Source organism: Bradyrhizobium sp. BR 10289 (genome assembly GCF_019455385.1).
Lineage (GTDB): Bacteria > Pseudomonadota > Alphaproteobacteria > Rhizobiales > Xanthobacteraceae > Bradyrhizobium.
In genome coordinates this window covers 77080-101094 of the sequence record NZ_JACOFR010000019.1, presented here as the reverse complement: position 1 = coordinate 101094, position 24015 = coordinate 77080, and the positions used below count along the sequence as shown (strand labels likewise).

Below are 24015 nucleotides of genomic sequence, written 5' to 3'. Positions count from 1 at the left end.
TGATCGGCTCGATGTGAGACGGGGAACACCTCTCCCGAAGGGAGAGGTCGGATCGCATCGAAAGATGCGATCCGGGTGAGGGGTTTCCGTTCCACCGAGTACGGCGCCCCCTCACCCGGATTGCTCAGGCGCGCAATTGCGCGCCGAAGCAATCCGACCTCTCCCCGTTGGGGAGAGGTGGACCGAACGCTGCGGCCGCTGGCGGCTCACGCCGCCTTGGTCGTCACCTCCGTTGCGATCGGCAGCCCCTGCTCGATCGGCAGCGACGGATCGCGCGACCATTCGTTCCAGGAGCCGAAATACATCCGCACGTCCTTCACGCCGGCGTTCTTGAGCGCGAGGAAGGTGTTCGAGGCGCGCGCGCCCTTGAAGCAGTAGAGATAGACCGGCGTCGTCGTGGAGATGCCGACGGTGGCGCATTCCGCCAGGATTTCATCCTTGGACTTGAAGCGCGGGCCTTCGGCGGTCGGCTTCATCATGCGGTACCATTCCAGCCAGACCGCGCCGGGGATGCGGCCCTTGCGCGGGCAGAAATCCTTCCCATACGGAGACGAGCTGTCGCCGATCCACTCGTCGACATCGCGGACGTCGAGGATGGCGATGCCGGGCTTGCCGACGGCGGCGAGCATGGTCTTGGCGTCGATCAGGATCTCGCCGGCTTCCGGCACGATCGAGAACGAAGCCTTCGTCGGCGTCGGCACATCCTTCGTCACCGGAAAACCCGCGGCCGACCAGGCATCGAAGCCGCCATGCAGCACCTTCACCTTGGGATAGCCTAGCATGGTGAGCAGGTAATAGCCGCGGCAGGACTGGCCGAAGCCGGAGTTCATCGACTGCTCGTAGATCACAGCCGTCTCCTTGCCGGACAGACCGGCCGCACCGAACGCGTCGGCGAATTTGGTCTTCAGCTCAGCCATGCCTTCCGGCGTCGAGGTCGCGAGGAAGGTGAAGATCTCGTGCACGTTGACGGCATTGGGGAGATGGCCAGCGGCGTAGGCATCGGGATTGCGGGTGTCGATGACGACACACGGTTCGGTTTTCAAGAGATCGGCGAGTTCGACGGCAGTGATCAGGACGTCAGTCATGGCAGCCTCTCCGTTGAGGTTGGGGGGTCTTCAGGTGGACTCGTAGAACTCAGGCATCGGCGAGCATCTTGCGCAGCTGCTTGGTGGCCGGCGTGACGATCGCGACGAAATAGGCCTCGCGCAGGCGACGCTGCGCGCGGTGACTCTTGAGATAGCCGCGCGCGCCACAATGCAGCATCGCGGCATGCGCCGCCGCGACGCTGGCTTCGCCCGCGCGAAGCCGAAGCGCAATCACCTTGCGCCAATAGGTCTCCTCTTCATTGTAGGGATCGCGCGCCAGCGCCATCGTTTCCGCCTCCAGCTCGGCGGCGAGATCGCGGAAATGCACCGGCTGCTGCGGCAGATAGCGGTTGATGTGGCCGAGCGGATTGTCGACCTCGTCCATGATGTTGATACAGTCCTTGATGACGCCGAGCGCCATGCCGGCCTGGAGCAGGATGAAGCCGGCGCGGATCTTCTTGACGAAGGGCCCGGCGGGATCGGCGAGGATCAGCTCGTCCGGCACGAAGACGTCGCGGAATTGCACGCCGTAAGTGCCGGTGCCGTCCATCGCGAGGAACGGCTTGCATGGCGTCAGCGTGATGGCGGGGTCCGCGCAATCGGCCAGGAACATCACCGTGCCCTGGTCGTCCTCGCGCTCGAAGATCGTGCCGAAAAAATGGTCCGGACCGAGATTGGAGACCCAGGGCAGCGCACCACGGACGATGTAGCCGCCCTCGACCTTCTTTCCCTTCAGCTTCAATTTCTCGATGCCGAAGAAGCTCTTCATGGGATTGGAGAGCCCGGTGCCGCCGAGTACGCGGCCGGTGGAAAACGCGTCGCCAAAGCGCTTGGCGAGATTCATGTTGGTCGAGTTGGCGGCGTACCAGACCAGCGTGTTCTGGCACCAGGCCATGAAGGCGGTGCCGCCGCAGACCTGGCCGATCTCGGCCATCGCCTGGATGGCGCAGCGCAAATCCGCGGGCCCTTCGTGCGGCACGTGACTGCCCCACGCCCCGACCTTGCCGAACGCACGCAGCACCTCGGCCGGATAGACCGTGCCGGCGTCGATGCCGGCGGCGAGCGGCGCGAGCTGCTCCTTCGCAATCCGCGCCACCTCCCCTGCTATGGACGGTGCGGGCTGATCCAAAGTCTCGACCCGCGATAAAGCCAGTGAACCCATGATCGCCTCCCGCACCCTTGTCCTGATTGCCGTCTGCTAGATGCCGACCTCGAGATTGACCGGGCGGGTAAACGTGTTGGCGACCGGCGACCATTTCTTCACATGGGCGACCAGCGCGTTGATCTCGTCAGGCGAGATGCCCTCGCACTCCATGTCGACCTTGACGCGGACGTCGGTGAAACCAACGGGCTTGTCCGACATGTCGCCGGTGCCCCAGACCGCGGTGATGTTGAGGTCGCCTTCGAGCTCCAGCTCGAGCTTGTTGACGATCCAGCCGCGATGCACGGCGTTGGCGTGCAGGCCGACGGCAAGGCAGGAGCCGAGCGCGGCGAGCGAGGCTTCCGACGGATTGGGCGCGGTATCGTCACCCAGAAGGCCCGGCGGCTCGTCGACGATGTAGGGCGGCAGATTGCGGATGTAGTTGGCGTGGCGGAATTTGCCTTCCGCAACCGTCTTGCATTTCAAGGTCTTGATGACCTTCGGATTGGCCTTGCCGTTAGCGATCAGTTGCTCGAGGCCATTCTTGTCGATGGGTGCGAGGCAACCCGTCAGCACTGTCTTTTGAACGACGGCAGTCATCATCTTCTCCCTGGCAGCCGTTGAATCCGGCAGGATACCGAACGGTCTGTTTCCTTGCATAGGGCGTGCCAGAGCCGGCCAAAAACAAAAGGCGAGACATTGAAGCCGCTTAGCGAATCCTGCCTGCGGATTGATCAGCCGCCGCTTGCTCAAAGCCGATGCAGACGGCTTGTTCTCTGCGAATCTTTTCAGCGCGGAACAGATGCGTCTTGCTGATGCGGCACGGCTGCGGGTAAGTTTGCCACCATGGCAAAGACGTCAAAGAAGAATTCCAGTTCGACCCACGCCGGTGCCGGCGAAGACGAGTCCGCGCGCGGGCGGCTGCTCAGCGCCGCGACGCATCTGTTCTGCAAGAACGGCATCAACGCCACCGGCATCGACGCGATCATCGAGGAAGCCGGCACTGCGAAGACGACGCTCTACAAGCTGTTCGGCTCCAAGACCAACCTCGTCAACGCGGTGCTGGAGAGCGAAGGCAAGCAATGGCGCGAATGGTTCATCGGCGCCATGGAGCAAGGCGGCGGTGACGCGCAGGCCAAGCTGACACGCATCTTCCCGGCGCTGAAGAGCTGGTTCGCCGAAGAGCGCTTCTACGGCTGCCCCTTCATCAACGCGGTCGGCGAGCACGACAAGGACGCCAAACAATTCCGCAACATCGCGCTCAAGCACAAGAAGATCGTGCTCGGCCATATCGAGAAGCTCGCCGGCGAGCTGGGCTCCAGTGAGCCCGCGGTGCTCGCGCACCAGCTCGGCCTGCTGATCGACGGAGCGATCGTAGCTGCAATGATCTCCCGCGATCCCGGCGTGGCCGATACGGCCGCGCTCACCGCGGGCCCCTTGCTCGGCCAGGCAAAGGCGAAGAAGAAGCGTGCCGCTGATCAGTTGGAGGCCGTGTAAGCGCTTTGTCCTCGTAGCCCGCATGGAGCGAAGCGGAATGCGGGGACACCGTCCCGGATTACGCTTCGCTCCATCCGGGCTACGAAGATCTAGTAAGGTGGATTACGCCTTCGGGTCATCCATCTTACGACACCAACGTCTTTGAAAACCCCGCCGCGAGATGATCGATCAACGCGCGCACGGCCCGCGGCAAACCGCGTCGTGTCGTGAACACGAGATGCACCGTGCCGCGGTGGCCGCGCCAGTCTGACAGCACGTGGACGAGCTTGCCTTGCGCGAGTGCGTCCCGGCAGACGTGATCAGGGAGAAGCGCAACACCGAGGCCCGCGACCGCCGCATCACGCACGGCGCCAAAGTCACCGCAGCCCATGCGCGGCTCGTGCCTGTGGATGCGAGACTGCCCATCGTCAGTCTCCAGATGCCATTCGACCAGCGTGTCGTCATCGGATGTGGCAAGCGTCGGGAGTGCAGCGAGATCGTCCACACTTCGCAGGCGGCTTGCCAGTTGCGCACTCGCGACGAGGATGCGCGTGGATGTCCCGAGCGACCGCATCGTGAGCGCGGCGTCGCCGACGAGTTCGGACCGAACGCGCAGGGCGACGTCGATGCGCTCCTCGATCAGGTCCACGGGCCTGTCGACCGCGACGAGTTGCAGGCGCACCTTGGGATAGCGGGCCAGGAAGCTCGATGTCAGTCCGGAGATTTCTGCCACCATGCCGGTCGGGCAGCTGAAGCGAATTCGGCCGTGGGGTTCGGCCTGCGCTTCCGTCACCAGCGCCTCGGCCTGCTCGGCTTCGGCCAGAATGGCGCGGCAGCGCTCATAGAAGGCCTGGCCCACCTCGGTGACGCGAAAGCGCCGGCTGGATCGCTCGATCAGGCGGAGGCCGAGGCGCTCCTCGAGCCCGGCGATCCTCCGGCTGAGCTTCGACTTGGGCTCGCGCAAGGCTCTCCCGGCGGCGGCAAAGCCGCCGTGCCCCACCACCTCGGCAAAATAGGCGAAGTCGTTCAAATCGGCCCTCATCGTTCCTCCAGTAGAACGCTGTGTGCCATATTTGGCGTCTGTTGGCATCATCGTTCTACATCCATTTACGAGGGGCAACGGCGCTTCTGCCAGATGCTTTCAACGGAGACGGACGATGACGGACAGGTTCAACAACAAGGTCGTGGTGGTGACCGGCGGTACGAGCGGCATTGGCCTTGCCGCCGCGAAGGCTTTTGCCGCCGAGGGCGCCTCGGTATTCATCACCGGCCGCCGCAAGGACGCGCTGGACGCGGCCGTAAAAGCGATCGGCGGCCGCGTGACCGGCGTACAGGGCGACATGGCCAATCTTGCCGACATCGACCGGCTCTACGATGCCGTGCAGAAGAAGCACCAGCAGATCGATGCGATCTTCGCCAATGCCGGCGGCGGCGCGTTCGCACCGCTCGGCGCCATCACCGAGGAGCACTATCAGCGTACGTTCGACACCAACGTGAAGGGCGTTCTCTTCACCGTGCAGAAGGCTCTGCCTTTGCTCCGCGACGGCGCCTCGATCGTCCTGACTGCATCGACCACGAGCGTCTCCGGCACGCCGGCCTTCAGCGTCTATTCGGCGACCAAGGCCGCGGTGCGCAACTTCGCGCGCAACTGGATCCTCGACCTGAAAGATCGCCACATCCGCGTCAACGCCGTCAGCCCCGGCGTCACCGACACGCCCGGGCTGAACCATCTGTTCGGCGCCGGCGAGCAGGCGGAAGGCACCAAGACCTATCTCGCCGGCCTGATCCCGGCCGGCCGTGTCGGCCAGCCCGAAGAGATCGCCAAGGCCGTGCTGTTCCTCGCCTCCGACGAGTCGAGCTTCGTCAACGGCGTCGAGCTCTTCGTCGATGGTGGTCAGACGCAGATCTAACAACGCGATTGTCACGCCATTCATCGAGATCAGAGAAGTACCATGACCAGGACCAATGAATCTGCGGATCGCATTCACGAACTGCTTCACCGCAATCTTCAGGAGGTATTTGGCGAAGGCGACGCAAAGCGTCGCCGGGCCGCCATCGACGAACTCTGGACCGAGGACGGCGCCTTGTACGTCCCGCCCGGTGTCCTTGTCGGGCGCGAGGCGATCGACAAGTTCGCCGGCGACCTGCGCGCCACGCATCCGCACTTCGTCTACACGCCGACCGGCGAGCCGCAAGCGCTCCACAATGCCGGACGACTGGCCTGGACTTCAGGCCCTCGCGACGAAGCGCCCGACTACACCGGATGGGACGTGATCATCGTGCGAGACGGGCGGATCGCCGCGCTCTACGTCTTCCTCGACCAACCGGGGAAGTGAGCGAATTGCGCGAGGCAAAACCTAAGCGCCCTGCTCCATCATCCCCTGCAGTCGCGCCAGCTCCGTCTCGAGATCCCGCTCCACGTCGGCCGCGCGAATGTCGATCACCCGATAATCCCGCGCCTTCAGCCACGTCCGCCGCCCCGCGCGGTCCGCCGCAATGGTCTCACCCTCGCCCGGGTTGACCAGCTCGATCGCGATCCGGTGCGGGAACGAGACGAAGTCCGGGATGTGGCGGCCCACAGGCGTCTGCCGCTTGAACTGGCCGGCAAAGCGGCGGTCCCGCGTGAGCGCCTGCCAGAGCAGGCGCTCGGCGTCGGTCGGGTTGCGGCGGAGCAGGCGGGCAAGGCCGCGCACGGTCGAGCCGCTGTCGGGCACGCCGCCGCCCTGGCCGTGCTCCGCCAGCAGCGCGCGCAGGCGCGTCGCCTGCTCGCCGTCGAGCACGCCGCCCTTGGCCGGGCCCTTGCGCCCTTCCGCGATCGCCATCACCACGCCGTGCAAGGTGTGCATGTCCTGCTTGGTCGGCTCCATCCGGGTGAAGATGTTGCGCAAATTGACCAGCATGGTGTCGCGCTTCTCGGCGGGACGCAAAAATTCGACCTTGTCGAGCTCGCGCACGAGATTGTCGAAGAAGGCCTGCATCTGGTGCTGCGAGGCGCGCTCGGAGCGCTCCGGCATGGCATGCGGCAGCGCCCCGGACGTGGCCCGCTTGAACCATTCATAGCCGACCAGCAGCACGGCCTGGGCAAGGTTCAGCGAGGCAAAGCCCGGATTGACCGGGAAGGTGATGATGCGGTTGGAGAGCCCGACCTCCTCGTTGGTCAGGCCCCAGCGCTCGCGGCCGAACAGGATGCCGGCTTTGCCGCCAGCCGCAACATGCCCGGCGATCTCGCCGGCCGCGGCTTCCGGTCCGACCACCGGCTTGGCCTGGTCGTGCGGCCGGGCGGTGGTGGCGAACAGCAAATCGAGATCGGCCACCGCCTGCTCCACGGTGTCGAACAATTCGACCTTTTCCAGAATGTGGTCGGCGCCCGCCGCCGCCCGCTGGGCCGCGATGTTGGGCCAGCCGTCGCGGGGGTTGACGATGCGCAAGGCGCCCAGCGCAAAATTGCCCATGGCGCGCGCGCACATGCCGATGTTCTCGCCGAGCTGCGGCTCGACCAGGATCACGATGGGACCGTCGAGGGACAGGCCCGCCTTGCTCTTGTCAGTCCCCGACATCTGGTTTCGCTTTCACTCTGTCGCTCAAGGCCTTGCCAGGGCCTTCTTCAGGAATTGATTCAAAGCCGGCCGAGGCCCGGTGCTGGGCCGGCCGTCCATTCAGCCTGTCGTTTGCCTGTCCTGACAAAATTCTCAAGGGAAATAACGGGTTGGATTCGGTTTTTGAATCTCGCCCGAAACCTCAGCCCCGGCCCCGCCGCGGCGGCCGGCCGGTCCCCCATCTGTGGAAGCTGGATGAGCTAAAAGTGCATAATCACTTGGCTTTCGCCCGCTGCTATCAGGTGCTAAGAGGCGGCGGATATTCAAATTGGCGCCAACGGCGCCGTTCCCAAGAGGGCTTCTCCGACCATGGCAAAAATCAAGGTATCCAATCCCGTCGTCGAACTCGATGGCGACGAGATGACCCGGATCATCTGGCAGTACATCAAGGACAAGCTGATCAACCCCTACCTTGATGTCGAGCTGCTCTATTTCGACCTGGGCATGGAGTACCGCGACCACACCAACGATCAGGTGACCATCGACGCCGCCGAGGCGATCAAGAAGGTCGGCGTCGGCGTCAAGTGCGCCACCATCACCCCGGACGAAGCCCGGGTGAAGGAGTTCAACCTCAAGCAGATGTGGAAGTCGCCGAACGGCACCATCCGCAACATCCTCGGCGGCTGCATCTTCCGCGAGCCGATCATCTGCAAGAACGTGCCCCGCCTCGTTCCTGGCTGGACCAAGCCGATCATCATCGGCCGCCACGCCTATGGCGACCAGTACCGCGCCACCGACATCAAGTTCCCGGGCAAGGGCACCCTCTCGCTGAAGTTCGTCGGCGAGGACGGCACCGTGATCGAGAAGGAGGTGTTCAAGGCTCCCGGCGCCGGCGTCGCCATGGAGATGTACAATCTCGACGACTCCATCATCGACTTCGCCCGCGCCTCGTTCAACTACGGCCTGCTGCGCAACTACCCGGTCTATCTCTCGACCAAGAACACGATTCTGAAGGTCTATGACGGCCGCTTCAAGGACATCTTCCAGGAGATCTTCGACAAGGAGTTCAAGAAGGAGTTCGACGCCAAGGGCCTGACCTACGAGCACCGCCTGATCGACGACATGGTGGCCTCGGCGCTGAAATGGTCCGGCGGCTATGTCTGGGCCTGTAAGAACTACGACGGCGACGTGCAGTCCGACACCGTCGCGCAGGGCTACGGCTCGCTCGGCCTGATGACCTCGGTGCTGCTCACCCCCGACGGCAAGACCGTCGAGGCAGAAGCTGCCCACGGCACCGTGACCCGCCACTACCGTGAGCACCAGAAGGGCAAGGAGACCTCGACCAACTCGATCGCGTCGATCTTCGCCTGGACCCGTGGCCTCGCCCATCGCGCCAAGCTCGACAACAATGCCGAGCTCGCCAAGTTCGCCTCCACGCTCGAGAAGGTCTGCGTCGACACCGTCGAGGCCGGCTACATGACCAAGGACCTCGCGCTGCTGGTCGGCGCCGACCAGCGCTGGCTCTCGACCACCGGCTTCCTGGACAAGGTCGCCGAGAACCTCACAAAAGCGTTGGCGGCATAAGCCTGCGCATTATTTTCGCCCGACCGGGGTTAGACATCATGATGGGCCGCGCACAGGCGCGGCCCATTCGTTTTTGATGCCATTGTGCGGAGCCCCCCATGTCCACCATCAAGTTCGCAGTCTCCTCCATGCTTTTGCTCGCGGCCATGGCCGGCCCCGCCTCCGCGGCCGAGACGCTGCCAGAGGCCATTGCCGCAGCCGGCGAGAGCGTCGTGCTCAGCGTCCATGCCGAGGGCGCGCAGGTCTATGAGTGCAAGGCCACCGCCGACGGCAAGCTCGCCTGGACCTTCCGCGAGCCCATCGCCACCCTGCTCTCCGAAGGCAAGACCATCGGCCGCCACTATGCCGGCCCGAACTGGGAGCTCGCCGACAGCAGCGCCGTCGTCGGCAAGGTCATCGGCAACGCGCCAGGCGCAACGCCTGCCGATATTCCCTGGCTCAAGCTGGAGGTCGCCTCCCGCCGGGGCAGCGGCGTGCTGACGCCCGTGACCACCGTCCAGCGCATCAACACCCGTGGCGGCAAGCTCGATGGTGCCTGCGACAAGGCGGGTGATTTCAAGAGCGCGCCGTACTCGGCGGACTACGTCTTCCTCAGGAAGGACTGATCGCTCAGCGATCCGAGCTTTCCTGCTCTCCCTGTGCGAGCTCAGCCAGCGCGAGATCGCCGGTGTCGGCGAGCCGCGCCTTGGCGGTGGTGTGGACGTGCTCGGCGAGCGTCGGCATGCGCGCGATCAGAGCGTGAAAATCCTGGGCATCGAGCACCAGCAGCCGCGTCTTGCGCCTCGCCGTGACCGTCCCGCTGCGCTTTGTCTTGTGCAGCAGCGCGATCTCGCCGAAGAAGGTGCCGTCGCCAAGCCGCACATGCTGGCTCGGCAGCGCGATCTCGACCTCGCCGGCGGTGATAAAATACATCGACGAGGCCGCATCACCGCGGCGGACCAGGACCTCGCCCTGCTCGATGGTGCGCGCGCGGAGCAGCCGCATGATATCGGCGATCTCCGCGGCCGACAGATGCGAGAACAGCGGCACCCGCGCCAGCATGCCCCAGGTCACGACGAAATCGCGACGCTTCACTTCCTCGGCGAACGCGGTGGAGATGATCGCGACCGGCAGCGCGATCATGGCAAAACCGCTGATGATGGCGAAGGTGGAGATGATCTTCCCGAGCGGCGTCAGCGGCACGACATCGCCATAGCCGACCGTGCCGAGCGTCACGATCGCCCACCACATCGCCTGCGGAATGGTGCCGAGCTTATCCGGCTGCACGTCGCGCTCGATCGCGTAGAGCAGCGAGGCGAAGGTCAGCACCGCGCCGGTCAGGATGACGACGCAGCCAATCAGCGCTCGCCGCTCGGCATGCACAGCGGCGAGCAGCGAGCGCATCGCGGGTGAATAGCGGATCAGCTTGAAGAACGGCAGCACGCCGAGCGCGGCCAGCGTCGCATGCCGGCCGGTGACCAGCACGACCGCGGCGGGCAGGAACGCCATGAGGTCGATGATGCCGAGCGCAGAGAAGATATAGCCGAGCCGGTCGGCGACGGCCGAGCCTTTGCGCTGGGTGTGTCCTGCCACGGTCCATAGCCGCGCGGCATATTCCAGCGCGAACACGATCACGGACAAGATCGTGATCGCCGAGAACAACGTGCCGTATTGCTCGTCCAGCTCCGGCACCGAGGCGAGGATCATCGCGGCGACATTGAGCACGATGACGCTGATGATGATCTGGATGAAGCGCGACCCGGCCGAATAGGCCAAGGGATCGTGCTCCAGCAATTCGTAGAGGCGATCCCGCAAGTCGGGATCGCGAAGCCCACGTCCTCGCGGAACGAGGCGCATGGGACTTACGTAGCCCCCATCGCTTTTTCGATCGCCGCCAGCGCCTCGGTTGCTTTGGCGCCATCGGGGCCGCCGGCCTGCGCCATGTCGGGCCGCCCGCCCCCGCCCTTCCCGCCGAGCGTTTCGGAGGCAATCTTCACCAGATTGACCGCGTTGAAGCGCGCGGTGAGATCGGCGGTGACGCCGACAACGACGCCGGCCTTGCCGTCCTCGGTGACGCCGACGATGGCAACGACGCCGGAGCCGATCTGCTTCTTGGCCTCGTCGGCGAGGCTCTTGAGATCCTTCATCTCGATGCCTTCGACCGCACGCGCCATCAGCTTGACGCCGCCGGCCTCGCGCACACCCGAGGCTGCGCCGCCACCGGCAGAGGCGCCGCCGCCCATCGCCAGCTTCTTGCGGGCATCGGAGAGCTCGCGCTCGAGCTTCTTGCGCTCCTCCATCAGCGCGGTGATGCGCGCGGGGACGTCGTCGAGCGAGGTACGGAGCTCGGCGGCCGCGGTCTTCGCCAGCGCCATGGTCTCATTGGCATGTTTTCGCGCGTAGTTGCCGGTCAAAGCCTCGATACGGCGCACGCCGGAGGCCACCGCGCTCTCGCCGGTGAGCGTGATCAGGCCGATGTCGCCGGTGCGCCTGACATGGGTGCCGCCGCACAGCTCGACCGACCAGCCGAGCGCGTTGGCGCCGCGCTCGCGCGCGGTCTTGCCCATCGAGACCACGCGGACCTCATCGCCGTATTTCTCGCCGAACAAGGCGCGGGCGCCGGCCTCGCGGGCCTCGTCGACGCCCATGACGCGCGTGGTGACTTCGTCATTCTCCAGCACCACGTCGTTGGCGATGTCCTCGACGCGGGCGAGCTCCTCCGCCGTAATCGGCTTCGGATGCACGAAGTCGAAGCGCAGCCGATCGGGTGCGACCATCGAGCCGCGCTGGGCGATGTGGTCGCCGAGCACCTGGCGCAGCGCCTCGTGGATGAGATGCGTCGCCGAGTGATGCGCGCGGATCGAGGACCGCCTTGCATGATCGACCTCGAGCTGCAGCGCCGTGCCGAGTTTCAGCTCCCCGCTCTCGACCGTGCCGATGTGAACGAAGAAATCACCGAGCTTCTTCTGGGTGTCGGTGACGCGGAATTTGATGCCGCCCTCACCCGTCAGCACACCGGTGTCGCCGACCTGGCCGCCAGATTCCGCGTAGAACGGCGTCTGGTTCAGCACCAGCGCGCCGGTCTCGCCGGCCTTGAGGCTGGTGACTTCCTTGCCGTCCTTCACCAGCGCGGACACTACGCCTTCGGCGCTCTCGGTCTCATAGCCTAAAAATTCGGTCGCACCCAGCTTCTCGCGCAGCGGGAACCAGATCGCTTCGGAGGCCGCTTCGCCAGAACCCTTCCAGGACTCGCGCGCCTTGGCCTTCTGCCGCTCCATCGCGTCGGTGAACGCAGCCTGATCGACGCCGATGCCGCGTGACTTCAGCGCGTCCTGGGTGAGATCGAGCGGGAAACCATAAGTGTCGTACAGCGTAAAGGCGACGTCGCCGTCGAACATATCGCCCTTCTTCAAGGACGCGCTCTTCTCGTCCAGGATGGCGAGGCCGCGCGACAGCGTCTTGCGGAAGCGGGTCTCTTCCAGCCGCAGCGTTTCCTCGATCAGATTTTCCGCGCGCATCAGGTCAGGATAGGCCTGGCCCATCTCGCGGACCAGCGCCCAGACCAGGCGATGCATCAGCGGCTCCTTGGCGCCGAGCAGCTGCGCATGGCGCATGGCGCGGCGCATGATCCGGCGCAGCACGTAGCCGCGGCCCTCGTTCGACGGCAGCACGCCGTCCGCAACCAGGAAGGCCGACGAACGCAGATGGTCGGCGATGACGCGGAACGAGGCGGCAGTCTGCTCGGTCGGCCCGCTGCCGAGCGCGGATGCGGTCGCATCGATCAAATGGCGGAACAGGTCGGTCTCGAACACGCTGTCGACGCCCTGGAGGATGCAGGCCATGCGCTCGAGGCCCATGCCGGTGTCGATCGACGGACGCGGCAGGTCGACGCGCTGCTCCTTCGTCACCTGCTCGTATTGCATAAACACGAGATTCCAGAATTCGAGGAAGCGATCGCCGTCCTCTTCCGGCGAGCCGGGAGGCCCGCCCCAGATATGATCGCCGCGGTCGATGAAGATCTCCGAGCACGGACCGCACGGGCCGGTATCGCCCATCGCCCAGAAATTGTCCGAGGTCGGAATCCGGATGATGCGGTCGTCGGAGAAGCCGGCGATCTTCTTCCAGAGGCCAGCCGCCTCGTCGTCGGTGTGGTAGACGGTGACGAGCAGCTTGTCCTTCTTCAGCCCGTATTCCTTGGTGATGAGCTTCCAGGCCAGCTCGATCGCGCGCTCCTTGAAATAGTCGCCGAACGAGAAGTTGCCGAGCATTTCGAAGAAGGTGAGATGGCGCGCGGTGTAGCCGACGTTGTCGAGGTCGTTGTGCTTGCCGCCGGCGCGCACGCACTTCTGCGACGTCGTCGCGCGCTGATAGGGCCGCTTCTCGACGCCGGTGAAGACGTTCTTGAACTGCACCATGCCGGCATTGGTGAACATCAACGTCGGATCGTTGCGCGGCACCAATGGCGAGGACGGAACGATCTCGTGGCCGTTCTCGGCAAAGAAGTTCAGAAAGGTCGACCTGATCTCGTTGACGCCGCTCATGTTCATCCAATCGGGTGTGCTGGAGCATGATCCGGAAAAGTGTGAAGCGGTTTTCCGGAAAGATCATGCTCAAACAAAGAGCCAAAGCGCGATGCCTCTCATCACGCTTTAGAACCCGCAAATCCGCCATCCAAACCGGTGATTTGGCTGATATCTGCGGGCCACAGCGCTTTTAGACAAGGCCAGCTTTCCTGTCCAGAAACTGTGCAGCCGGATCAGTGGGTTGCCGTATCAGCGCAATCGCGCTGCAATCCCTCTGGAAAGCCGCTCAAGCCGCGTTGACAGGCTTGGCCGGCCTGTGGTCTGTACCCATCTGTATCGTACGGCCACGTCGGGAGAGACCGGCAACTGGTAGCCGGCGCCGAAGGAGCAACCGCCCCGGAAACTCTCAGGCAAAAGGACCGCGTGGCTTTGACGACATCTGGAAAGAGGCGCTGGCGGGCTTAAGACCCGGATTGCGCCCGCCGACGGGATAATACTCTCAGGCACAGCGACAGATGGGGCTTCGATGGGTTTGTCCCGGGGAATCGTCCCCGGGGAACCGCCGAGGGCCCCGTAATGCTTGCGCGCGACGACCAACACTCCCTGAAGAAAACGCCCCTTCACGGCCTGCATCTCTCCCTCGGCGGCAAGATGGTGCCCTTCGCAGGCTATGGCATGCCCGTGCAGTACCCCGCGGGCGTGCTGAAGGAACACCTTCATACCCGCAATTCCGCCGGCCTGTTCGACGTCTCCCATATGGGCCAGATCGCGCTCAGGCCGAAATCGGGGAGGATCGAGGACGCCGCCCGCGCGCTGGAGCGGCTGGTGCCGCAGGATATTTTGGCGATTGCACCGGGGCGGCAGCGCTACGCCCAGTTCACCAATACGGACGGCGGCATTCTCGACGATCTCATGGTCGCCAATTTCGGCGATCACCTGTTCCTGGTGGTCAACGCCGCCTGCAAGGACGCGGACGAGGCGCATCTGCGTGCGAATCTGTCGGACACCTGCATTATCGATTCGCTCGCCGACCGCGCGCTGATCGCGCTGCAGGGCCCGAAGGCGGAAGCGGCGCTGGCGAAATTGTGTGCAGATGCGCCTGCCATGAAGTTCATGGACGCCGGCCCGCACGAGGTTGCCGGCCTTGCCTGTTTCGTCTCGCGCTCGGGCTACACCGGCGAGGACGGTTTTGAGATTTCGGTCCCCGCCGCCGACGCCGAACGTCTCGCCAAGACGCTGCTCGACAATCCCGATGTGATGCCGATCGGCCTGGGCGCCCGCGACAGCCTGCGGCTGGAAGCCGGCCTCTGCCTCTACGGCCACGACATCGACACGGCCACCACGCCGGTCGAGGCCGCGCTGGAATGGTCGGTGCAGAAGAGCCGCCGCAGCGGCGGCGCGCGCGCCGGCGGCTTTCCCGGCGCCGAAAAGATCCTCGCCCATTTCGACAATGGCGCATCCCGCCGCCGCGTCGGCCTGCGCGCGGAAGGCCGCGCGCCGGTGCGCGAGGGCGCGCTGCTGTTTGCCGGCAGCGAAGGCGGTGACCCCATCGGAAAGGTCACCTCCGGCGGCTTCGGCCCGAGCCTGAATGCGCCGGTCGCGATGGGCTACGTGCCCACCGCCCAGAGCGCGCTCGGCACCAAACTCTTCGCCGAGGTGCGCGGCCAGCGATTGCCGCTTCAAGTCGCGGCCATGCCTTTCGTGAAAAACACCTACAAACGCTGACGCATGATGAGATTTAGCACAGCCGCCGGCCCCGACGTCACCTCTCCCCAGCGGGGAGAGGTCGGATTGCATCTGGCGATGCGAAGCATCGTCCAGTGCAATCCGGGTGAGGGGCCGCGACACCCAGTGAGACCAGATCCCCTCACCCGGACCGCATCTTGCGATGCGATCCGACCTCTCCCTACGGGAGAGGTAAGACCGAGCCCGCGGCTGTCACCGGACTTTATCACTTCAAGGAAACACCAATGACCACGACGCTGTACACCTCCGACCACGAATGGCTCGCGATTGACGGCGATGTCGCAACCGTCGGCATCACCGACTACGCGCAGTCCCAGCTTGGCGACGTCGTGTTCGTCGAATTGCCCAAGGTCGGCCGCGCGCTGAAGAAGGCCGAAGCCGCCGCCGTCGTGGAATCGGTGAAAGCCGCCTCCGACGTCTACGCGCCCATCTCGGGCGAAGTGCTCGAGACCAACGCCGAGCTCGCCAGCGAGCCCGCGCTGGTGAACTCGGACGCGCAAGGCAAGGCCTGGTTCTTCAAAATGAAGATTGCCGACAAGAGCGAACTCGGCGGCCTCATGGATGAAGCCGCCTACAAGGCACATACGGCGTGAGATGACGAGAATAGCCGCCCCATACTCGGTGTCATCACCCGCCTTGTGCGCACTGCGCACTGGGGCGGATGATCCAGTACGCCGCGGCTTCTCGGTTCAAGCACTAACGCCTGCGTTTACTGGATGCCCCGCCTTCGCGGGGCATGACAGCGAAATCTAGCGAGGACCCATGATGACCGCGCACCGCAAATCCAATGGCGACACTGCCACCTCCTTCGCCCGCCGCCACATCGGCCCCTCGGCGCGCGATGTCACCGCCATGCTCGAAACGGTTGGCGCGAAAAGCGTCGACGCGCTGATGTCGGAAACGCTGCCGGCCGCGATCCGGCAGGCGGCCCCGCTCGATCTCGGCAAGCCGCTCAGCGAGACCGAGGCGATCGCGCACATGGCCGAGCTCGCTAGCCAGAACCAGGTCTTCACCTCCCTGATCGGCCAAGGCTATTCCGGCGCGATTTTGCCCGCGGTGATCCAGCGCAACATTCTGGAAAATCCCGCTTGGTACACGGCCTACACGCCCTACCAGCCCGAGATCAGCCAGGGCCGGCTGGAGGCGCTGCTCAACTTCCAGACCATGATCTGCGACCTCACCGGGCTCGACGTCGCCAACGCCTCGCTGCTGGATGAAGCGACGGCCGCAGCCGAGGCCATGGCGCTCGCCGAGCGGCATTCGACGGTCGAAGCGAAAGCCTTCTTCGTCGACAAGGACGTGCATCCGCAAACGTTGGCCGTGATGCGCACCCGCGCCGAGCCGCTCGGCTGGACCCTGGTCGTCGGCGATCCCCTCACTGATCTCGACAAGGCCGATGTGCTCGGCGCGCTGCTGCAATATCCTGGAACGTCGGGCGCCGTGCGCGACCTCAGGCCCGCGATATCAGCGCTGAAGGCCAAGGGCGCGCTCGCGATCGTTGCCGCCGACCTGCTGGCGCTGACGCTGCTCGCCTCGCCCGGCGAGCTTGGCGCCGACATCGCCATTGGATCGGCGCAGCGCTTCGGCGTGCCGATGGGCTATGGCGGACCGCACGCAGCCTATATGGCGGTGCGCGATGCGCTGAAGCGTTCGCTGCCCGGCCGCATCGTCGGCCTCTCCGTGGACTCGCGTGGGCAGCCCGCCTATCGCCTCGCGCTGCAGACCCGCGAGCAGCACATCCGCCGCGAGAAGGCGACCTCCAATATCTGCACCGCGCAGGTGCTGCTCGCCGTGATCGCCTCGATGTATGCGGTCTATCACGGCCCCGAGGGCCTTGCGCAGATCGCACGCAACGTGCATCGCCGCGCCGCCGTGCTGGCGGCCGGCCTGCGCAAGCTCGGCTTTGCGCTGCAGTCGGAGGTCTTCTTCGACACGCTCAGCATCGATGCCGGCGCCAAGCGCGCCGAGATCGTCGCGCGCGCAACGGCCGAGACAATCAATCTCGGCATCAGCGACACCAGCTTGCGTATCGCGCTCGACGAGACCACGACGCCGGCAACGGTCGAAGCCGTCTGGCGCGCCTTCGGCGGCACGCTCTCCTATACCGAGATCGACGCGACCACGCGCGAGGCACTGCCGGAAACGCTGAAGCGCACCACCGCGTTCCTCACTCATCCCGTCTTCCACGCGCATCGCTCGGAAACCGAGATGCTGCGCTACATGCGCAAGCTCTCAGACCGCGACCTCGCGCTCGACCGCGCGATGATCCCGCTCGGCTCCTGCACGATGAAGCTGAACGCGACCACCGAGATGATGCCGCTGACCTGGCCGGAATTCGGCAGCCTGCATCCGTTCGCCCCACGTGAGCAGGCAAAGGGCTATCACGCGCTGTTCGCGCGGCTGGAAAAGTGGCTGTGCGACATCACCGGCTATGACGCGATCTCGCTGCAGCCGAACTCGGGCGCGCAAGGGGAATATGCCGGACTGCTCGCCATCCGCGGCTATCACGCGGCGCGAGGGCAGAGCCACCGGAAAATCTGCCTGATCCCCTCCTCCGCCCACGGCACCAATCCGGCCTCGGCCGCGATGGCCGGCATGGACGTGGTGGTGGTCGCCTGCGAAAAGAACGGCGACGTCGACGTTGGCGATCTCCGCGCCAAGGCGGAGAAGCACTCGGCCAATCTCGCCGCGGTCATGATCACCTATCCGTCGACCCACGGCGTGTTCGAGGAGCACATCAAGGAGATCTGCGACATCGTGCACGGCCATGGCGGCCAGGTGTATCTCGACGGTGCCAACCTCAACGCGCAGGTCGGCCTCTCCAGGCCCGGCGATTACGGCGCCGATGTCAGCCATCTCAACCTGCACAAGACCTTCTGCATCCCGCATGGCGGTGGCGGCCCCGGCATGGGCCCGATCGGTGTCAAGGCACATCTCGCCCCGTTCCTCCCGGGTCATCCGGCGACGCAGGCCGACGCCCCGGTCGGGCCGGTCTCGGCCGCGCCGTTCGGCTCGGCCTCGATCCTGACCATCTCCTACATCTACATCCTGATGATGGGCGGCGAAGGCTTGAAGCGCGCCACCGAGATCGCGATCCTCAACGCCAACTACATCGCGGCGCGCCTCGATGCGCACTTCCCGGTGCTCTACAAGAACGCCAAGGGCCGCGTCGCGCATGAGTGCATCGTCGATCCCCGTCCGCTCAAGACGACCTCGGGCGTCACCGTGGACGACATCGCAAAACGCCTGATCGACTACCGCTTCCACGCCCCGACCATGAGCTTCCCGGTGCCGGGCACGCTGATGATCGAGCCGACCGAGTCGGAATCGAAGGCGGAGCTGGATCGCTTCTGCGACGCCATGATCGCGATCCGCAAGGAGATCGCCGAGGTCGAGGCTGGCCGCTTCAAGATCGAGGCATCCCCGCTGCGCCACGCCCCGCACACCGTGCACGACATCGCCGATGATGGGTGGGCTCGGGCCTACACCCGCAGCGAGGGCTGCTTCCCTGCGGGCACCTCGCGCACCGACAAATATTGGTGCCCGGTCGGGCGCGTCGACAACGTCTACGGCGACCGCAATCTGGTGTGCTCATGCCCGCCGGTGAGCGATTACGCTGAGGCTGCGGAATAAGCTTCGAAGGGCGGGTTCTACCCACCCTCCGATTCCTTTGCGCTTGGCTTACGCCCGCGCCGCGATCGCGGCGGCCTCTGCCGCGGCGCGCTGCATGCTGGTCGACATCTCGTTGGTCACCGTGCTCTGCTCCTCGACGGCCGCGGCCGTGGAAGTCACGTACTCGCTGACATTGTTGATCGCCTGTTTGATCGAACTGAGCGCGCTGACGACGTCGCCGGAGATGCCGTTGAGGCTGCCGATCTCCTGGCCGATCTTGTCGGTTGCCTGCTTGGCCTGGTTGGCGAGGCTCTTCACCTCGGAGGCGACCACCGCGAAGCCGCGGCCGGCTTCGCCGGCGCGAGCGGACTCGATCGTGGCGTTGAGCGCGAGCAGATTGATCTGCCCGGTGATGCTGTTGATCATCTCGACGATGCCGCTCATCGCCTGCGCGGCCTCGGTCAGGCGCTGGGCCTGGGCGTCGGCGGCGGCGACCTGATCCACCGCGCTCATCGCGGTCTCGCGCGACTTGGTCATCGCTTCGGAAATCTCCCGCACCGAGGCGTTGAGCTCCTCGGAGCCGGCAGCGACCGATTCCATCATGCCGCGGACGCGCTCGTTGCCCATACGGACCAGCACCTGCTTCGTGACGTCTGTGGCATATTTGACGACCTTGAACGGCTTGCCGTTGAGATCGAAGATCGGATTGTACGAGGCCTGGATGTAGACCTCCTTGCCGCCCTTACCGATGCGCTTGTATTCGGCCGCCTGGTACTGGCCACGGTTGAGCGCGGCCCAGAACTCGCGATAGGCGGTGCCGTCGCGCTCCGCAGGATCGACGAACATGCTGTGATGATGTCCCTTGATCTCGGCCAGTGTGTAGCCGAGCGCGGCGAGGAAATTGGCATTGGCGGTGATGATCGTGCCGTCCATGTTGAACTCGATCACGGCCTGCGCCTTGTCGATCGCCGCAATCTGACCGGCGAGATCGGCATTCTTCAGCTTCTCGGCGGTCACGTCGGTCGCGAACTTGACGACGCCGAACGGCTTGCCGTTCTCGTCGAGCATCGGATTGTAGGAGGCGAGAATCCAGACCTCGCGGCCGCCCTTGCCGATGCGCTTGAATTCGCCGGCCTGATATTCTCCGCGGTTCAGCTTGGCCCAGAACTCGCGATAGGCCGCGCCGTCGCGCTCGGCCTGTTCCACGAACAGGCTGTGATGCTTGCCCTGGATCTCGGCGAGCGAATAGCCGAGCGCCTTGCAGAAATTCTCGTTGGCGGTGACGATGGTGCCGTCGAGCTTGAACTCGATCACCGCCTGAGCACGGCTGATGGCGGCGATCTTCGAGGCGTCCGTCATGCTCCGGATCTTCTTCTCGGTGATGTCAGTCGCAATCTTGGCGACCATCACCGCCTTGCCGTCGCCATCGAGCACCGGGTTATAGGATGCTTCGATCCAGACCTCGCGACCGTCCTTCGCGATGCGCTTGAACTCGCGCGCCTGATACTCGCCGCGTTTCAGCGCATCCCAGAACGCCTTGTACTCGGCGCCGTCGCGCTGGTCGGCCGGCACGAACATGGAGTGGTGCTTGCCCTTGATTTCGTCGAGCTGGTAGCCGAGCGCATCGAGAAAATTCTTGTTGGCCGTGATGATCGTCCCATCGAGGTTGAATTCGATCATCGCCTGCGAGCGGCCGATGGCAGCCAGCTGTGCTTCCGCATTACCGTGGGACTTGCGACCAAACATCAAGGAATCTCCGTCTCGAAATAACGCCGATAGGAATATGCCCGTCGGAACCAGGGGATATGACTGCGGCGGCGAGGCCGTATTCCAATCAGTGGTTGCCGCGGGGTCCGATCGCTCGAATAAAGATCCGCCGGAATTCGCGCGGACGCATCGGAAGCGGGCATACGGTTTGATTCTTAGGGGCAAAGCTCGAATAAAGTTCTAATAGAGATGTCGAAAAACGGCAGTATTCGCACGGCCCCCACCCGGCGTCGGCGACGGCCACGATCGTCCGCATGGCTTGAATGATGCTTCTCATTCAATGGCTTGGGCGACCACGCGGTTTTCTATCCCATGAAATGATGTCTCATCTGGCGACGCCATGTCGCGCTCGTCCGTAGTCCTACGGCTCTCGATGCGGCTTGTGCATTGCGCGCCGGCCGATCCCCCACAGCGTCAGATTCCAGCTCACGCAGGTGGCGAGCGCGAGACACAGGCCGATGGCGGATCCGAACTGGACCACCGCAACGTGCATGACCGCGATCGCCATGCCGAAACCGAGCAGGCCCCAGGCGGAGTTGGCGAGCACGGCAGCGGTCGGCGGGCCGCCGATGCGCGGATGCAGGATCACCATGATGCTGGAGAACACCACGGGAAAGATCGCGATGATGCCGCTGATGCGGGGGCCGACCCAGCTCGATGTCGAGACCACGATGGCGACGAGGGTCGCGACCAGCGCAGCCCGCATCGGGATGTCGTACCAGCGGCGCGTCACCAGCGGCATCTTGGCGTGGCGATAGCCGGCCAGCAGCGGAATGCAGATGCCGAACGCGACCAGATTGGCGGCAAGGCCGGCAGTGAGCGACCAGTCGAACTGGCGGATGATCGAGGCCAGAACGATCCAGACCGCGAACGCGCTTCCCCAACTCGCGAGCATGCTGCGCCGTTGCGCCAGCACGACATAGGTGAGGCACATGAAGATCGTCGCCGCGTTGATCGGCAGGCTCGCCAGCGCGCCTTGCGCGATGAAGCCGGCGTCATGGTCGATCGCGAGAAAGACGTAGGACGGACCGGCCGACACCGGCAACGTCGCGATCAGCGCACCGATCACGGGGCCGGAACGTTCAGTGATGATCGAGGCCGTCACCACGAACGCCGCCGCGATCGCCATGCGCAGGAGAAGGAAGACGATGAACTGGAGGTCGAGGGACATCTAACGCGGGATATTATTGTTGAGGACATTTTCCGCGGGGTCGGTTCACCTCTCCCGGAGGGAGAGGTCGATTTGCGCAGCAAATCGGGTGAGGGCTTCAGGTCCCACGAGAGAGCACAGCCCCTCACCCGCGCGACCTCTCCCTATGGGAGAGGTGGCCCCTCACATCCGCTGCATCGATACCGAAATCTTCGGGCCGTTCTTGATGGTCTGGTAGACCACGCAATAGCGCTCGGTGAGCTTCAACAGCAGATCGAGCTTGTCCTGCGGCGCATCCGTGTCGACCTCGAAGCGCAGGCGGATCTCGGCGAAGCCGACGGGGGTCTCCTTGTCGACGCCGAGCGTGCCGCGGAAATCGAGATCGCCTTCGGCATAGACGTTGCCGGTCTTCAGCGGCACCTCGATCGCGGTCGCGACCGATTTCAGCGTGACGCCGGCGCAGGCGACCAGCGCTTCCAGCAGCATGTCGCCGGAGCAGAGCTCGAGACCGGAGCCGCCGGTGGCGGGATGCAGGCCGGCCATCGCGATGGCGCGGCCGGTTTCGACCTTGCATGCGATGCCATCGCTGTCGGTCGAGCCCTTGGCCTTCAGCGTGATCATCGCGGCCTTGGGATCGGTCTTGTAGCGTTCCTTGATCGGGGCCTGCATCTGGCGCAGTTCTGCGGCGTCCATCTCGTTCTCTCCCGGAAAAATTGCCCCTTGATGTACCGGCTCAGAGCAAAAATGTCACCACCACATGGCCTGACCGGGACCCTGGGTTGCGTCACGGTCGGGCACGTTGCGATCGAGCGAACGGTCGAGTGACGTCAGCACACTCCGCTTGAAATTCTCGAACAGCGGCGCGTTGCGGTCGCGCGGCCGGCCCAGATTGATCTCGATCTGGTCGAACAGCCGGCCCGGCCGCGGCCGCATCACCAGCACGCGGTCGGCCAGCACCACCGCCTCGTCGACGTCATGTGTGACGAGAATCAAGGTCGGGCGCGTATCGGCCCAGAGGTCGAGCAGATGATCCTGGAGATCCCTGCGCGTGAAGGCATCGAGCGCCGAGAACGGCTCGTCGAGCAGGAGCACCTCGGGCTGCGGCACCAGCGAACGGGCAATCGCGACGCGCTGCGCCTGTCCGCCCGAGAGCTCGCGCGGCCAGGCCTGCGCCTTGTCGGCAAGACCGACGCGCTCGAGCGCACGCGCCACCTTCTCGCGCCGCTCGGCTGCGGGGAGATCGGCGAGGCCAAAACCGATATTGTCGGCGACGCTCAGCCAGGGCAAAAGCCGCGGCTCCTGGAAGATAATGCCGATTTTTGCGTGCGGCGATGTGATGGCCTCGTCATCGAGCGTCACCGTGCCCGAACTGGCGCGGTCGAGGCCGGCGATGGCGCGGAGCAGCGTGGACTTGCCACAGCCGGAGCCGCCGATGATGGCGATGATCTCGCCTTGCCTGATCTCGGCGGAGAAGCGCGCCAGCGCCTCGACGCCGTTGGGATAGATCTTGCTGACCCGGTCGAGCGCCAGCATCGCGTCAGGCTCCTCTCGCGCGGGAGAAGGCGTCCTGCCAGCGCAGGAACGGCGCGGCGGCAATTTCGATCAGCCAGTCCGTGAGCTTGCCGAGAATGGCGAAGATCACGATGGCGGCTAGGATCTGCGCCGGCTTGCCGAGCTGCTGGCCGTCGAGCAGGAGATAACCGAGGCCTTCGGAGGCGCCGATCAGCTCGGCCGCCACCACGAACATCCAGCCGAGACCGAGGCCGACGCGCAACGAGACGACATAGGCCGGCAGCACCGCGGGCAAGAGGATGCGGCGGATCATGGCAAAGCCGGAGAGGCGGAAGGTGCGGCCGACCTCGACGATCTTGCGGTCGACCGAGAGGATCGCCCCCATCACGCCGAGATAGACCGGGAAGAACACGCCGACCGCGATCAGCGCGATCTTCGAGGTCTCGAAGATGCCGAGCCAGAGGATGAACAGCGGCACCCAGGCCAGCGACGGGATCGCTCGTAGCGCCTGCACCGTCGGATCGAGCAGCCGCCGCGCCAGCGACCAATAGCCGGAGATCGCGCCCAGCACCGTGCCCGCGACCACGCCGAACGCGAAGCCGAGACCCACGCGCCACAGCGTCGCGGCGACGTGGCGGATGAGCTCGCCGGAGCGGGCGAGATCGGCGATGGTGGCAAACACGCGCGAGGGCGGCGGCACCAGCCGGCCGTTGGACCAGCCGGACCAGACCACCAGCTCCCAGCCGAGCGCGAGCGTCAGCGGCAGCAATATCCCAAGCAACGGCCGCGCATAGTGGGCCGCGCGCGACGGCGCAGCGGTGCTCTCAGCTGGTTCCAATGTCTGTTGCAGCACTGGCGCGTCGGAGGTCATGGCCGGTAGGAAGCCCGTCCTGTGTGAGATTGC

The 24015-nt window shown here is 65.0% G+C and carries 20 protein-coding genes and 1 riboswitch; of the genes, 8 read left to right on the top strand and 12 right to left on the bottom strand.

Annotation, left to right across the window (positions count from 1 at the left end; all coding sequences use genetic code 11):
- Nucleotides 1-206: 206 nt before the first annotated feature.
- From HYH08_RS26800 to HYH08_RS26790, 3 genes are read right to left on the bottom strand one after another with little or no spacing between them, the layout of a single operon-like run.
- The gene (locus tag HYH08_RS26800) at nucleotides 207-1085 is read right to left on the bottom strand and encodes a sulfurtransferase (protein WP_220012830.1); all 879 of its coding nucleotides are present in this window, start codon (nucleotides 1083-1085) and stop codon (nucleotides 207-209) included.
- A 49-nt stretch (nucleotides 1086-1134) separates the two neighbouring features.
- Nucleotides 1135-2247, bottom strand: a complete 1113-nt coding sequence (locus tag HYH08_RS26795) for an acyl-CoA dehydrogenase family protein (RefSeq protein WP_220012829.1) — start codon at nucleotides 2245-2247, stop codon at nucleotides 1135-1137.
- A gap of 36 nt (nucleotides 2248-2283) precedes the next feature.
- Nucleotides 2284-2826 carry an OsmC family protein gene (locus HYH08_RS26790; protein ID WP_063682428.1) on the bottom strand — a complete coding sequence of 181 codons (543 nt, stop codon included), beginning with the start codon at nucleotides 2824-2826 and terminating at the stop codon, nucleotides 2284-2286.
- Nucleotides 2827-3072: 246 nt separating this feature from the next.
- Between HYH08_RS26790 and HYH08_RS26785 the strand changes: the two genes are divergently transcribed.
- The gene (locus HYH08_RS26785) at nucleotides 3073-3723 is read left to right on the top strand and encodes a TetR/AcrR family transcriptional regulator (RefSeq protein WP_220012828.1); all 651 of its coding nucleotides are present in this window, start codon (nucleotides 3073-3075) and stop codon (nucleotides 3721-3723) included.
- A 124-nt stretch (nucleotides 3724-3847) separates the two neighbouring features.
- Here HYH08_RS26785 and HYH08_RS26780 read toward each other — a convergent pair whose 3' ends face one another.
- Complete coding sequence (locus HYH08_RS26780; RefSeq protein WP_220012827.1) at nucleotides 3848-4744, bottom strand: LysR family transcriptional regulator; 897 nt, start codon at nucleotides 4742-4744, stop codon at nucleotides 3848-3850.
- Between the two features lie 115 nt (nucleotides 4745-4859).
- Here HYH08_RS26780 and HYH08_RS26775 point away from each other — a divergent pair, with 115 nt between their 5' ends.
- Both HYH08_RS26775 and HYH08_RS26770 read left to right on the top strand, forming a co-directional pair.
- The gene (locus tag HYH08_RS26775) at nucleotides 4860-5612 is read left to right on the top strand and encodes an SDR family NAD(P)-dependent oxidoreductase (RefSeq protein ID WP_220012826.1); all 753 of its coding nucleotides are present in this window, start codon (nucleotides 4860-4862) and stop codon (nucleotides 5610-5612) included.
- Nucleotides 5613-5654: 42 nt separating this feature from the next.
- Nucleotides 5655-6038 (top strand): nuclear transport factor 2 family protein, encoded by a 384-nt coding sequence (locus HYH08_RS26770; RefSeq protein WP_220012825.1) that lies wholly within the window; start codon nucleotides 5655-5657, stop codon nucleotides 6036-6038.
- Nucleotides 6039-6059: 21 nt separating this feature from the next.
- Here the strand turns inward: HYH08_RS26770 and HYH08_RS26765 are convergent, their stop codons facing one another.
- Complete coding sequence (locus tag HYH08_RS26765; protein WP_220012824.1) at nucleotides 6060-7259, bottom strand: TrmJ/YjtD family RNA methyltransferase; 1200 nt, start codon at nucleotides 7257-7259, stop codon at nucleotides 6060-6062.
- Between the two features lie 348 nt (nucleotides 7260-7607).
- On the opposite strand from HYH08_RS26765, the gene HYH08_RS26760 reads away from it, so the two are divergent.
- Complete coding sequence (locus HYH08_RS26760) at nucleotides 7608-8822, top strand: NADP-dependent isocitrate dehydrogenase (protein WP_220012823.1); 1215 nt, start codon at nucleotides 7608-7610, stop codon at nucleotides 8820-8822.
- 98 nt (nucleotides 8823-8920) lie between these two features.
- The gene (locus tag HYH08_RS26755) at nucleotides 8921-9427 is read left to right on the top strand and encodes a DUF3455 domain-containing protein (RefSeq protein WP_220012822.1); all 507 of its coding nucleotides are present in this window, start codon (nucleotides 8921-8923) and stop codon (nucleotides 9425-9427) included.
- 4 nt (nucleotides 9428-9431) lie between these two features.
- On the opposite strand, the gene HYH08_RS26750 is transcribed toward HYH08_RS26755, so the two are convergent.
- Together HYH08_RS26750 and alaS are read right to left on the bottom strand one after the other, a co-directional pair.
- Nucleotides 9432-10658: a cyclic nucleotide-gated ion channel gene (locus tag HYH08_RS26750; protein WP_220012821.1), complete on the bottom strand. Its 1227-nt coding sequence runs from the start codon at nucleotides 10656-10658 to the stop codon at nucleotides 9432-9434.
- 5 nt (nucleotides 10659-10663) lie between these two features.
- Nucleotides 10664-13342 carry an alanine--tRNA ligase gene (gene alaS, locus HYH08_RS26745; RefSeq protein ID WP_220012820.1) on the bottom strand — a complete coding sequence of 893 codons (2679 nt, stop codon included), beginning with the start codon at nucleotides 13340-13342 and terminating at the stop codon, nucleotides 10664-10666.
- 322 nt (nucleotides 13343-13664) lie between these two features.
- Nucleotides 13665-13755, top strand: a riboswitch (glycine riboswitch).
- A gap of 145 nt (nucleotides 13756-13900) precedes the next feature.
- Here alaS and gcvT point away from each other — a divergent pair.
- The 3 genes from gcvT (at nucleotide 13901) to gcvP (ending at nucleotide 18703) form a co-directional block, all read left to right on the top strand.
- Entirely contained in the window at nucleotides 13901-15049 is a 1149-nt protein-coding gene (gene gcvT, locus HYH08_RS26740) for a glycine cleavage system aminomethyltransferase GcvT (RefSeq protein WP_220012819.1), read from the top strand.
- Between the two features lie 245 nt (nucleotides 15050-15294).
- Entirely contained in the window at nucleotides 15295-15663 is a 369-nt protein-coding gene (gene gcvH, locus HYH08_RS26735) for a glycine cleavage system protein GcvH (RefSeq protein ID WP_220012818.1), read from the top strand.
- A gap of 172 nt (nucleotides 15664-15835) precedes the next feature.
- Entirely contained in the window at nucleotides 15836-18703 is a 2868-nt protein-coding gene (gene gcvP / locus HYH08_RS26730; protein ID WP_220012880.1) for an aminomethyl-transferring glycine dehydrogenase, read from the top strand.
- A 48-nt stretch (nucleotides 18704-18751) separates the two neighbouring features.
- Here gcvP and HYH08_RS26725 read toward each other — a convergent pair whose 3' ends face one another.
- From HYH08_RS26725 to HYH08_RS26705, 5 genes are all read right to left on the bottom strand, one after another.
- Nucleotides 18752-20428, bottom strand: coding sequence for a methyl-accepting chemotaxis protein (locus HYH08_RS26725; RefSeq protein ID WP_220012817.1), 1677 nt, complete (start codon nucleotides 20426-20428; stop codon nucleotides 18752-18754).
- A gap of 382 nt (nucleotides 20429-20810) precedes the next feature.
- Entirely contained in the window at nucleotides 20811-21620 is an 810-nt protein-coding gene (locus HYH08_RS26720; RefSeq protein WP_220012816.1) for a hypothetical protein, read from the bottom strand.
- A gap of 162 nt (nucleotides 21621-21782) precedes the next feature.
- The gene (locus HYH08_RS26715; protein WP_220012815.1) at nucleotides 21783-22292 is read right to left on the bottom strand and encodes an OsmC family protein; all 510 of its coding nucleotides are present in this window, start codon (nucleotides 22290-22292) and stop codon (nucleotides 21783-21785) included.
- Between the two features lie 54 nt (nucleotides 22293-22346).
- Nucleotides 22347-23132: an ABC transporter ATP-binding protein gene (locus HYH08_RS26710; RefSeq protein WP_220012814.1), complete on the bottom strand. Its 786-nt coding sequence runs from the start codon at nucleotides 23130-23132 to the stop codon at nucleotides 22347-22349.
- Between the two features lie 4 nt (nucleotides 23133-23136).
- Nucleotides 23137-23982: an ABC transporter permease gene (locus HYH08_RS26705; protein WP_220012813.1), complete on the bottom strand. Its 846-nt coding sequence runs from the start codon at nucleotides 23980-23982 to the stop codon at nucleotides 23137-23139.
- Nucleotides 23983-24015 lie beyond the last annotated feature (33 nt).

What these genes read in the sequence shown, in the direction of transcription:
- HYH08_RS26785 (WP_220012828.1), top strand. Translation starts at nt 3,073, where the DNA reads ATGGCAAAGACGTCAAAGAAGAATTCCAGTTCGACCCACGCCGGTGCC.
- HYH08_RS26765 (WP_220012824.1), bottom strand. Translation starts at nt 7,259, where the DNA reads ATGTCGGGGACTGACAAGAGCAAGGCGGGCCTGTCCCTCGACGGTCCC.
- HYH08_RS26705 (WP_220012813.1), bottom strand. Translation starts at nt 23,982, where the DNA reads ATGACCTCCGACGCGCCAGTGCTGCAACAGACATTGGAACCAGCTGAG.
- HYH08_RS26755 (WP_220012822.1), top strand. Translation starts at nt 8,921, where the DNA reads ATGTCCACCATCAAGTTCGCAGTCTCCTCCATGCTTTTGCTCGCGGCC.
- gcvP (WP_220012880.1), top strand. Translation starts at nt 15,836, where the DNA reads ATGACCGCGCACCGCAAATCCAATGGCGACACTGCCACCTCCTTCGCC.
- HYH08_RS26800 (WP_220012830.1), bottom strand. Translation starts at nt 1,085, where the DNA reads ATGACTGACGTCCTGATCACTGCCGTCGAACTCGCCGATCTCTTGAAA.
- HYH08_RS26775 (WP_220012826.1), top strand. Translation starts at nt 4,860, where the DNA reads ATGACGGACAGGTTCAACAACAAGGTCGTGGTGGTGACCGGCGGTACG.
- HYH08_RS26770 (WP_220012825.1), top strand. Translation starts at nt 5,655, where the DNA reads ATGACCAGGACCAATGAATCTGCGGATCGCATTCACGAACTGCTTCAC.
- gcvH (WP_220012818.1), top strand. Translation starts at nt 15,295, where the DNA reads ATGACCACGACGCTGTACACCTCCGACCACGAATGGCTCGCGATTGAC.
- HYH08_RS26790 (WP_063682428.1), bottom strand. Translation starts at nt 2,826, where the DNA reads ATGACTGCCGTCGTTCAAAAGACAGTGCTGACGGGTTGCCTCGCACCC.
- HYH08_RS26720 (WP_220012816.1), bottom strand. Translation starts at nt 21,620, where the DNA reads ATGTCCCTCGACCTCCAGTTCATCGTCTTCCTTCTCCTGCGCATGGCG.
- gcvT (WP_220012819.1), top strand. Translation starts at nt 13,901, where the DNA reads ATGCTTGCGCGCGACGACCAACACTCCCTGAAGAAAACGCCCCTTCAC.
- HYH08_RS26780 (WP_220012827.1), bottom strand. Translation starts at nt 4,744, where the DNA reads ATGAGGGCCGATTTGAACGACTTCGCCTATTTTGCCGAGGTGGTGGGG.
- HYH08_RS26710 (WP_220012814.1), bottom strand. Translation starts at nt 23,132, where the DNA reads ATGCTGGCGCTCGACCGGGTCAGCAAGATCTATCCCAACGGCGTCGAG.
- HYH08_RS26750 (WP_220012821.1), bottom strand. Translation starts at nt 10,658, where the DNA reads ATGCGCCTCGTTCCGCGAGGACGTGGGCTTCGCGATCCCGACTTGCGG.
- HYH08_RS26725 (WP_220012817.1), bottom strand. Translation starts at nt 20,428, where the DNA reads ATGTTTGGTCGCAAGTCCCACGGTAATGCGGAAGCACAGCTGGCTGCC.
- HYH08_RS26715 (WP_220012815.1), bottom strand. Translation starts at nt 22,292, where the DNA reads ATGGACGCCGCAGAACTGCGCCAGATGCAGGCCCCGATCAAGGAACGC.
- HYH08_RS26760 (WP_220012823.1), top strand. Translation starts at nt 7,608, where the DNA reads ATGGCAAAAATCAAGGTATCCAATCCCGTCGTCGAACTCGATGGCGAC.
- alaS (WP_220012820.1), bottom strand. Translation starts at nt 13,342, where the DNA reads ATGAGCGGCGTCAACGAGATCAGGTCGACCTTTCTGAACTTCTTTGCC.
- HYH08_RS26795 (WP_220012829.1), bottom strand. Translation starts at nt 2,247, where the DNA reads ATGGGTTCACTGGCTTTATCGCGGGTCGAGACTTTGGATCAGCCCGCA.